Origin of the sequence: Desulfobotulus sp., assembly GCF_034006065.1 — a bacterium.
Taxonomy (GTDB): domain Bacteria; phylum Desulfobacterota; class Desulfobacteria; order Desulfobacterales; family ASO4-4; genus Desulfobotulus.
Genome location: NZ_JAVETM010000015.1, coordinates 71,836 through 81,224 on the forward strand (window position 1 = coordinate 71,836; position 9,389 = coordinate 81,224).

Annotated in this window: 10 protein-coding genes; 8 read left to right on the forward strand and 2 right to left on the reverse strand. The window is 54.8% G+C overall.

Annotated elements, in window-relative coordinates:
* Positions 1-46: 46 nt before the first annotated feature.
* From RBR60_RS07800 to rsmI, 3 genes are read left to right on the forward strand one after another with little or no spacing between them, the layout of a single operon-like run.
* On the forward strand, positions 47-646 hold the full coding sequence (locus RBR60_RS07800) for a ribonuclease HII (RefSeq protein ID WP_320355433.1): 600 nt from the start codon (positions 47-49) through the stop codon (positions 644-646).
* A complete protein-coding gene (locus RBR60_RS07805; protein WP_320355435.1) occupies positions 643-1,005 on the forward strand; it encodes a YraN family protein in 363 nt (120 codons plus the stop codon). The genes RBR60_RS07800 and RBR60_RS07805 overlap by 4 nt, the downstream gene beginning before the upstream one ends.
* On the forward strand, positions 959-1,861 hold the full coding sequence (gene rsmI / locus RBR60_RS07810; protein WP_320355437.1) for a 16S rRNA (cytidine(1402)-2'-O)-methyltransferase: 903 nt from the start codon (positions 959-961) through the stop codon (positions 1,859-1,861). Before RBR60_RS07805 ends, rsmI begins: the two co-directional genes overlap by 47 nt.
* A gap of 136 nt (positions 1,862-1,997) precedes the next feature.
* Here rsmI and RBR60_RS07815 read toward each other — a convergent pair whose 3' ends face one another.
* Together RBR60_RS07815 and pta are read right to left on the reverse strand one after the other, a co-directional pair.
* The gene (locus RBR60_RS07815; RefSeq protein ID WP_320355439.1) at positions 1,998-3,248 is read right to left on the reverse strand and encodes an acetate kinase; all 1,251 of its coding nucleotides are present in this window, start codon (positions 3,246-3,248) and stop codon (positions 1,998-2,000) included.
* 32 nt (positions 3,249-3,280) lie between these two features.
* Positions 3,281-4,273 carry a phosphate acetyltransferase gene (gene pta / locus RBR60_RS07820; protein WP_320355441.1) on the reverse strand — a complete coding sequence of 331 codons (993 nt, stop codon included), beginning with the start codon at positions 4,271-4,273 and terminating at the stop codon, positions 3,281-3,283.
* A gap of 974 nt (positions 4,274-5,247) precedes the next feature.
* Here pta and RBR60_RS07825 point away from each other — a divergent pair.
* The 5 genes from RBR60_RS07825 to ispE form a co-directional block, all read left to right on the forward strand.
* Positions 5,248-5,796, forward strand: a complete 549-nt coding sequence (locus RBR60_RS07825) for a 4Fe-4S dicluster domain-containing protein (RefSeq protein ID WP_320355443.1) — start codon at positions 5,248-5,250, stop codon at positions 5,794-5,796.
* Positions 5,783-6,676: a heterodisulfide reductase-related iron-sulfur binding cluster gene (locus RBR60_RS07830; RefSeq protein ID WP_320355444.1), complete on the forward strand. Its 894-nt coding sequence runs from the start codon at positions 5,783-5,785 to the stop codon at positions 6,674-6,676. Before RBR60_RS07825 ends, RBR60_RS07830 begins: the two co-directional genes overlap by 14 nt.
* Positions 6,677-6,925: 249 nt before the next feature.
* Complete coding sequence (locus RBR60_RS07835; RefSeq protein ID WP_320355446.1) at positions 6,926-7,207, forward strand: DUF1844 domain-containing protein; 282 nt, start codon at positions 6,926-6,928, stop codon at positions 7,205-7,207.
* Positions 7,208-7,285: 78 nt separating this feature from the next.
* Positions 7,286-8,737, forward strand: a complete 1,452-nt coding sequence (locus RBR60_RS07840; RefSeq protein WP_320355447.1) for a Do family serine endopeptidase — start codon at positions 7,286-7,288, stop codon at positions 8,735-8,737.
* A gap of 4 nt (positions 8,738-8,741) precedes the next feature.
* The coding region (ispE, locus tag RBR60_RS07845; RefSeq protein ID WP_320355448.1) for a 4-(cytidine 5'-diphospho)-2-C-methyl-D-erythritol kinase at positions 8,742-9,389 on the forward strand (648 nt) is incomplete at its 3' end.

Here is a 9,389-nt window from a genome sequence, read left to right on the forward strand (position 1 = left end):
GTGGATCGGATTGGTGTGTGCGGACATTCCATGGGACAAAATAACGATGCAAAGCTTTGAAACCCGGTATCAGAACCTGGGGTTTGCACGCATTGCAGGTGTGGACGAGGCCGGCAGGGGACCCCTGGCCGGTCCCGTTGTTTCTGGGGCGGTGATTTTAAAGCCGGATTTTGATCTTCCTGGACTCAACGATTCCAAGAAGCTGAGCGAGGCCCGGCGCAACCAGCTCTTTGAGCGCCTGCCTTCCCAGTGTCTTGCCATGGGCATTGGGATTGTGGAGGCAGACCGTATTGACGAGGTGAACATTCTCCGGGCTTCCCTGGAATCCATGGTTCTCGCGGTCAGGGCGCTTTCAGAACCTGCGGATGTCCTGCTCATTGATGGAAAGTTCACCTTAGACCTGGATTTGTCCCAGGAAGCCATTGTGGGAGGGGACGGCCGAAGTGCCAGCATTGCTGCGGCTTCTATTTTTGCCAAGGTAACCCGGGATCGTCTTATGGAAAAAATGGACAGGATCTATCCCGGCTATGGTTTTGCAAAACATAAGGGGTATCCCACGGCGAGTCATAAGGAAGCCATCGCACGTCTGGGGGTATTGCCTATCCACCGCCGGTCTTTCCGGGGAGTACGGGAGTTTCTGCCATGACTGGCCGGGCTTCCCTGGCAAAGGGGAGGGAAGGGGAGGCCTGCGCAAGAAATTTTCTGGAGAAGGCAGGCTTTCGGATTCTGGCAACCAATTACCGCAGCCGTTTTGGGGAAATCGACCTCATTGCTGAGGAAGGGGAAACCCTGGTTTTTGTGGAAGTCCGAGTACGTAAATCCTCTCTTTTTGCCTCAGCCTTTGAGTCCGTTGACCTGAGAAAGCAAAGAAAAATTATCCGGACCGCCCTGTCTTATCTCGCGGCCGACCGCCACGACGACCCCTACATACGTTTTGACGTGATTGCTGTGGATGCCCATGGAAACTGTTCCCACCTGCGCAGTGCCTTTGATCCCGAAATCTGATGCCGTACGTGCGGGGCATCTTTATGTGGTGTCCACCCCCATCGGCAACCTCGGGGATATGACCTTCCGCGCCCTCGGGGTTTTGGCCGCCGTTGACTGTGTGGCGGCCGAGGATACCCGGAATACAGCCCGGCTTCTTGCCCATTTCAATATCCAAAAGCCCCTGGTCTCCCTGCATGAGCACAATGAGCTGGGCCGGACAGCAAGGCTTGTGGAAGCCCTGAAAAAGGGGGAAACCCTGGCCCTTGTGTCCGATGCGGGCACACCTACCCTTTCGGATCCGGGTTTTATTCTTGTGCGGGAGGCCATTGCCGCAGGGATTCCCCTGGTGCCGGTTCCGGGCGCATCCGCAGCCCTGACCCTGATGAGTGTTTCCGGTCTTCCCACAGACCGATTTCTCTTCTGTGGTTTCCCTCCCAAAAAGACAGGACGTCGCCGCACATGGATCGCAGAGCTTTCCACCTGCACCGCCCCCTTGATTTTTTACGTATCTCCCCACAGTATTGTGGGCTTTCTCGGGGAGCTGAAGGACATTCTGGGAGACCGGGCTGCAGTACTGGGGCGGGAGATGACCAAAGTCTATGAGGAGTTTCTGCGGGGGTCCCTGTCGGATCTGGAGGCGCTTTTGCAAGACCGCGATCGGGTCCGGGGGGAGTGCTCACTGGTGGTGGCGGGAAGCAGGGAGACGGAAGCGGCACCAGGGGGCAGGGATGTGGAGGCTCTGATCGAAAAGGGCCTGGCAGCGGGGGATGTGAAGCCCCCTGCGCTTGCCAAACGTCTTTCCGTGGAGCTGGGGATGGATCGCAAGACCTTGTATGATCGCATCATTGCACTCCAGACCTCGTCCTCCGACTGAATGGTTTTTCCGGAAAAAGGTCAAGACTTTTGCCTTGGATGCCGGAAGGACGTTTTTTTCAGAATCTTTTTTGGGGCGATCACATAAAAAAACCGGCATTCCCATGATCTCAGGGAATGCCGGTTTTTTTTAGAGATTACTTGAGAAAGGAGTAGGGATACTTGGTGTGGTCTTCGTAGGTATCCTGAATAATGGCCACAACGTCTTCCACAAATACCAGTTCTTCGTTGGTGGGAATCATGAAGACCTTGACCTTGGAGTCGGGTGTGGAGATTTCCGTTTCTCCGTGCTTGCTGAAGGTGCCCATGTTCTTTTCCTTGTCGAGCTTGATCCCGAAGAATTCAAGGCCCTCTAAGGTTTTCTGGCGGATGAGGCCGGAGTTTTCCCCAACCCCTGCGGTAAAGACAATGGCGTCCACCTGACCCAGGGCAAAGGCGTATTCGCCAGCGGATTTACGCAGCTTGTAAGCTTCCATCTCAATGGCAAGGGTGCAGCGGGCGTCACCGGCGTTTGAGGCTTCTTCCACATCCCTGCGGTCTGTGAATTTGCCGGTAATGCCGAGGATACCGGATTTTTTGTTGAGAAGATTGTCCATGTAGCGGGGGCCCACATCCAGGCGCTGCATCATGAACATGGGAATGGCGGGGTCAATGTCGCCGCAGCGTGTGCCCATGATGGCACCTGCCAGGGGGGTGAAGCCCATGGTGGTGTCAATGGAAAGCCCTTTTTTGATGGCTGCGCAGGATACGCCGTTGCCGATGTGCAGGGTGATGATATTGCATTCATTGGCGTTTTTGCCGAGAAGGGCGGCGGCGCGTTTGGAAACATAAAGGTGGCTGGTGCCGTGGAACCCGTAGCGGCGGACGGCAAAGTCCTTGTACCACTCGTAGGGCAGGGGGTAGAGGTAGGCATGCTCGGGCATGCTCTGATGGAAGGCGGTGTCAAAGATGGCCACGTGGGGAATCTTGGGCATGGCTGCACGACCGGCGCGGATACCCACGAGGTTGGCAGGGTTGTGCAGGGGCGCAAGGTGGGATACCGCTGCAATGTGGTTGATCACGTCATCGGTGATGAGGACACTCTGTTTGAAGTGTTCGCCACCATGAACCACGCGGTGGCCCACAGCGGAAATTTCTTCCATGTCCTTGATTACAGCGCCTTCGCCAGTGGTCAGGGCATTGATGATCCACTGGATGGCAATTTCGTGATTCTCAATGGCGTACTTGATTTTCTTTTTGTAGTCCTTGGTGGGAACCTTGTGTTCAATGAAGGAGTCGCCAATACCGATACGCTCCACAACGCCACTGGCTACGACTTCTTTGTTGGACCAGTCAAAAAGCTGGTATTTCAGGGAGGAGCTTCCGCAGTTGAGTGCAAGAATTTTCATGGTCTTTCTGCTTTCTGTGGGTCTGAAGTGGTTTAAACAGCCTGTACCGCAGTGATGGCTGTTACGTTCACGATATCCATATATTTGCAACCCCTGGAGAGGTCATTGACGGGTTTGGCAAGGCCCTGGATGATGGGTCCGATGGCTTCGGCGCCTCCGAGGCGTTCCACCAGCTTGTATCCGATGTTGCCTGCCTGGATGTCCGGGAAAACCAGCACATTGGCCTGGCCTGGGATGGGGCTTCCCGGAGCTTTTTTGGCACCCACGGAAGCCAGCAGGGCGGCGTCAGCCTGGAGCTCCCCATCGGCCTTGAGGTCGGGGCGGTTGGTTTTGAGGACTTCCAGGGCCTGGGTAACCTTGTCCACATATTCATGCTTGGCGCTGCCCTTGGTGGAGAAGGAAAGGAGGGCGACCTTGGGTTCGGTTTCCAGGAAAGCCTTGCAGGAATCGGCGGAAGCGCTGGCGATTTCCGCAAGCTTGGTGGCATCCGGGTCAATGTTAACCGCGCAGTCTGCAAAAATGAGGGTGCCATCCACGCCGAAGTTCTTATGCGGGGTCACCATGATAAAGCAGCTGGAAACGGTTTTCATGCCCGGCTTGGTGCCGATGACCTGGATGGCGGCGCGCAGAACGTCGCCTGTGGTGTTCTTGGCACCTGCCACCGCACCGTCAGCAATGCCGAGACGAACCATCATGGCCCCGAAGAAGAGGGGGTCTTTCATGATGTCATCGGCTTTTTCGAGGGTCATCCCCTTGGATTTGCGCATTTCAAAGAATTCGTTTGCAAACTGAGCCCTGAGTTCGCTTTTTGCCGGATTGATGAAGCGGCTGCGCAGGGGGTAGCCTTTTTCCTTGAAGGCCTTTTCCAGGGCAGCCTCATCTCCGAGAATCACGAGTTCTCTGACCAGGCCATTTTCCATGACTGCATGGGCGGCATCAATGGTGCGCTCATCATCGCCTTCGGGAAGGACAATGGTTTTTTGTCTTTCCTTGGCGGTATTCCAGAATTTTTCCATCAAAGACATCGTCTGCCTCCTCCATTGTTGGGTCCGCACCCGCGTATGGCCTGCTTTCCCCGTATCTGTGGGATGGACACGCCTGGCCTGTGCTGACCCCCAGGGCCCGGAAGAGCCCTTGGGAAAATTAAAACATGATTGATGAATAACCTATTGGGACGCATACCCTTTTTCCGGGATGCGGATGCATCTCCCATCGCGCCAGTCCTGTGGGGTGAGCCTGAAGGTCTTGGATCACGACCAGGATCTGGGGGTGTTTTTTTGGGTTAATAAATAAATTTTATAGGTTTCAGGATGTTTAAACTTTTATTTTTGCTTGTTTTTTTATCCTTGAATTTTATGTTGCAGTGCATCTAAGATCAGCGGAAAAAATATAGGGGGATTCCCGATGAAGCGCAACAGGAAAAAACGTTGAACCAACATGGTCCGATGTCCACCCCGGAATCTTCTACTTTCAAAAGATGGGCGGTCCGTCAAGATCTCTTTTGATGTTTTTTGCATTCCACCAAAGAAGGGGGAGGGAGTGGGGAGTTGCGGAGGGTGCGGGGGGATAGTCTGAGGCGCTGTGGGCGTGAAGGGAAGGGGGGAAACAGCGCTGGACCTGAGAATGGGGTATGCATAAAATTTATTGCGGGTTACGGAGGGGCCTTTTCCGCTGGAAACAGGGGTGGGAGAGGTTACATGCAGGGGAAATGAGCAGGCTTGATGTTCATCGGACCCAGGGAGGCCCTGGCATACTATTATGTATCGAACGGGTTTGATACAATTTTTGATTGACAGCCCAGGGCCTTTGTTCTAGGGTGGGCGCCCTGAATCCTGTCAGGGGAGACCAGGCCAGGGCCTGTGTTATATTTCCCTCTGTCCTCGGGCGGGGGGGCAACGAGACGGTGGGGCGGATGTTCTTTTGTGGCACCCGGAAGGGGTGAAAAGGCTGGCCGCACCATCGGTTTTCGGATCCTTAACGTGCTTTAGGGATCCCTCTAATGGTGAAAACGATGCAATTTGACCGCTCATTCATCAAAGAGGTGGAAGAGCGGAGCGGCCAACGGTTTGGTGCCTGTTTTCATTGCATGGCCTGCTCCGGTGGCTGCCCCGTATCCGACATCATGGATTATCTTCCAAACCAGATTGTTCGAATGATGCAGCTTGGGCTTCGGAAAGAAGTGCTGGAGAGCCGCGCCATATGGGTGTGTCTGGGGTGTTACAGCTGCGTGTCCCAATGTCCGAACCGGGTGCATATTCCCTATATGATGGATACCTTGCGTGAGCTGGCCCTGGAAGAGGGAGTAAAGATCGGGGAACCCGATATCTGGGCCTTCCACAGGGAGTTTCTGAATCAGGTGAACAAGAGGGGGCGTGTGTACGAGCTGGAATTCATGGCCCGGTACAAGCTTGCGACCTTAAGTCTTTTCAGGGATATGGGACCTGGAATGAAAATGCTTTTCACTGGGAGGCTGGAGCTTTTGCCCCATACGGTGAGAAAGCTTCAGGATATCCGGAAAATCAGGGAGGTGTGCTATGGGAGAAAATGACAAAGACCTTGCAGAGGTGCACACGCCACATCCGAGGGTTCACTACTACCCTGGTTGTTCCCTGATGTCGAGCGCCCGTGAGCTGGGGGAATCTCTTTTCCAGATGTCCCGTCTGGTGGGCTCCTGGTTGGAAGAGCTCAAAGACTGGAACTGCTGCGGTGCATCCCCTGCTCACAGCGTCAATCAGAACTATGCCATTCTCCTTGCAGGTCGCAACCTGGTCCTTGCCGAACGCCAGGGGATCCGGGATCTTTATGTGATCTGTCCCAGCTGTTTTGTGCGTCTGCGCACCGCAGAAAAGACCCTGATTGCGGAGCCTGAAAAAAATGATCTGTTGGAAGAAGCCATTGGCAAACGTTATCAGGGGTCTGTCCGGCTGCGGTTTTTCCTTGAGGTGGGCAGCTCCAGTCGACTGAATATTTTTCAGCAGGCCGTGGTGAATCCGCTGAAAGGCCTTAAGGGAGTGTTGTATTTCGGCTGCCTTCTCACCCGGCCCGAATGGATCACAGGCTTTGATGTGCTTCCCTATGAAGACGAGCTGCGCAGTTTTGTGGAGTCCCTTGGGGTGGAAACCCTGGACTGGGGTTATGGCAAACAGTGCTGTGGCGCGCACCTGGCTGTGACCAAGCCGGATCATGTGGACTCCATGGTGGATCGTATCCGGAATCACGCTCGCAGGGTGGGGGCCAACTGCATGATCTCCTTTTGTCCCCTGTGTCAGGTGAATATGGAGCTTCGGGGAAAAAACTCAGAACCCCTTCCGGTATTTTATGTTTCCGAGCTCATCGGCATGGCCTGCAGGCTTCCGCGCAGTGAAAAGTGGGTCCGCAAGCACCTTGTGGATCCAAGGGAGCTGCTTGCCACGCACAGACTTCTCTGATTGTACTCCCATAAGATAAACCCCGGAACGGCGCATGTCTTTCCGGGGTTTTTTTGTTTTTTCCCTCCTCCAAGGGTCTGGAGCCCCCTTATTGCATTTGCCTTGATTCTCTGTCCTTTTTGGGGCCAGGTTATGGGACCCTATGGGTAAGATCTTTTCAGCCTGGTTGAGTTGCCTTGTGATTTTTGCTACAAAACTGCCGGAGAAGCGGAAGCGGGTTTCGGATTTTATGAAACAGGGAGATTGGTCATGGCAAAAGATCAGGGAGAGGATTTTCGGGAAAATATGTTTCCAAAAATTGATTTTACGACCTTTATTCTTTCCCTCAATGCCTCTGCCCTTGTGCACATGGGCGTTGTGGAGGATCCGGGAACCGGGCGGCGTCAACCGAATCGGGCGCTGGCAAAGCAGACCATTGATATCCTTGGAATGCTGGAGGAAAAAACCCGGGGAAACCTGAAGGAAGATGAGCAGCGCATTTTTTTACACCTGCTGCAGGACCTGCGCCTGCGCTATGTGCGGGGGGAGTAGGTGAGGCGGATTTGACAGGCTGGGGGCTTTTTGTCTCTGCCGGATAGGCCCATACATCCGAAAAAAGGAGGTTTGGTGATGTGTCTGAATAAAAGGTGGCTTGGCGTACGGATATGGCGGTTGTGGATTTCGGGATGGCTGGTGGGGTTGCTGCTGGTGGTCTGTTTTGCGTATCCCCAGCAGGTCCAGGCTCTGCTGCGGCCTGATAGCTTTACCCTCCTTGCGGAAAAAAGCGGCGGCGCTGTGGTGAATATCCGGACGGAGAAAAACGCACGGTCCCAGGATCGGGTGTTCAGACATTTTTTCCAAAGTCCCTTTGGGGATCAGGATCCCTTTGAGGAGTTTTTCAGGCGTTTCCATGGGGATGGTTCGCAGAGGGAATTCCGGCAGCAGAGTCTGGGCTCTGGTTTTCTGATCTCAGAGGATGGATACATTGTTACCAATAATCATGTGATTGAGGGCGCGGATAAAATTCAGGTGAAACTGAAAAGCGGCGAAGAGTATGACGCAGAGATCGTGGGCAGGGATACGAAAACGGACCTGGCCCTGATCCGGATTGTGGCGGAAAATCCCCTGCCCCATATCCGCATGGGCAATTCCGATGCCCTGAAGGTGGGGGAGTGGGTGGTGGCCATCGGCAGCCCCTTTGGTCTGGAACAGACCGTGACAGCAGGTATCGTTTCAGCCAAGGGCCGGGTGATCGGGTCTGGTCCTTACGCGGATTTCATTCAGACCGATGCCTCCATCAATCCCGGTAATTCAGGGGGGCCACTCATCAATCTTGATGGGGAGGTTGTGGGAATCAATACGGCCATTGTCTCTTCGGGACAGGGGATCGGGTTTGCAATCCCTGTGAATCTGGCGCGGGGCATCATTGATCAGCTCAGAGCCAGCGGGTCTGTGACCCGTGGCTGGATGGGTGTGGTGATCCAGTCGGTGGATAAGGCCATGGCGGACTATCAGGGCCTGGATGAGCCTAAGGGTGTGTTTGTGATGCGCGCCATAGAGGGAGATCCCGCCCATGCTGCGGGCATCCGGGCCGGGGATGTGATCACGCACATCAACGGCCGTGAGGTGGCCGATACCCGTGAGCTTACGCTGCGGGTGGCGGAAGCCAAGGTGGGAGAGAGTCTGAAGGTGCGAGTGGTTCGGGGAGGGAAACCCAAGGATTTCACCGTGACCGTGGCCAGAAGGACGGACGATGAGGTTCGCGCACCCGAACCTTCCGATGAAAAGCCAGGGCCTGCGGGGGATGCCCTCGGACTTTCCCTGCAGGGTCTGGATGCAGCGGCTGCGGATCGTATGGGGGTGAACCGGGATGCCGGGATGGTGGTTGTCGCCGTGGCGGAAGGCAGTGCTGCCCAGAAAGCCGGTATACGGCGGGGAGATCTGGTGATGGAAATCAATCACCATAAAATTGATTCCACCAAAGCCTATGAGCGGGTGCTGAAAAAGATCCGCAAAGGGGAGCGTATGCAGTTTCTTATTCAAAGAAGGGGGCAGCTGCTTGTCATTGCCATGGAGAGATAGGACTGTGAAAAAGCCCATGTGGCCCCAGATCCTGCACGCCCCCGCCAAGGTGAATCTTTTTTTGAGGATCACGGGAAGACGGGCCGACGGCTACCACGAATTGCAGTCTTTGATGTGTCCCATTGATCTTAAGGACACCATAGAGCTGGGGGCGGGTGAGGAGGGGATCCGCGTGCGTGTGGAAGGCGGGGGAGGTCAGGTTCCGGAAACGGAAGAAAACCTTGCCTTCCGTGCAGCCAGAGTCTTCTTTCGTGCGGCGGGGATTCTGCCAGCCCTGGATATCCGGATAGGGAAAAAAATTCCCGTGGCCGCAGGGCTGGGCGGTGGTTCCAGCGATGCGGCGGCGGTTCTGAAAGGCTTGAACCAGGCCCATGGGGAGCCTTTGTCACAGCAAATGCTTTTGGATCTTGGGCTGGGGCTTGGAGCGGATGTCCCTTTTTTTCTGGCAGAGGGTGCTGCCTGGGCGGAAGGCATCGGAGAACGGCTGGAAAGATTCAGAAATATTTTTCCTTGGTCCTTGGTTCTTGTGAACCCAGGGGTTCCTTTGCGTACGGCTGAGGTATATAAAAACCTGAAATGGGGATTGACAAAAGAAGGAATAAAAACTAAAAAACCTCATTTTGAAGAGGCCCTCATGGATCCATTGCCGTGG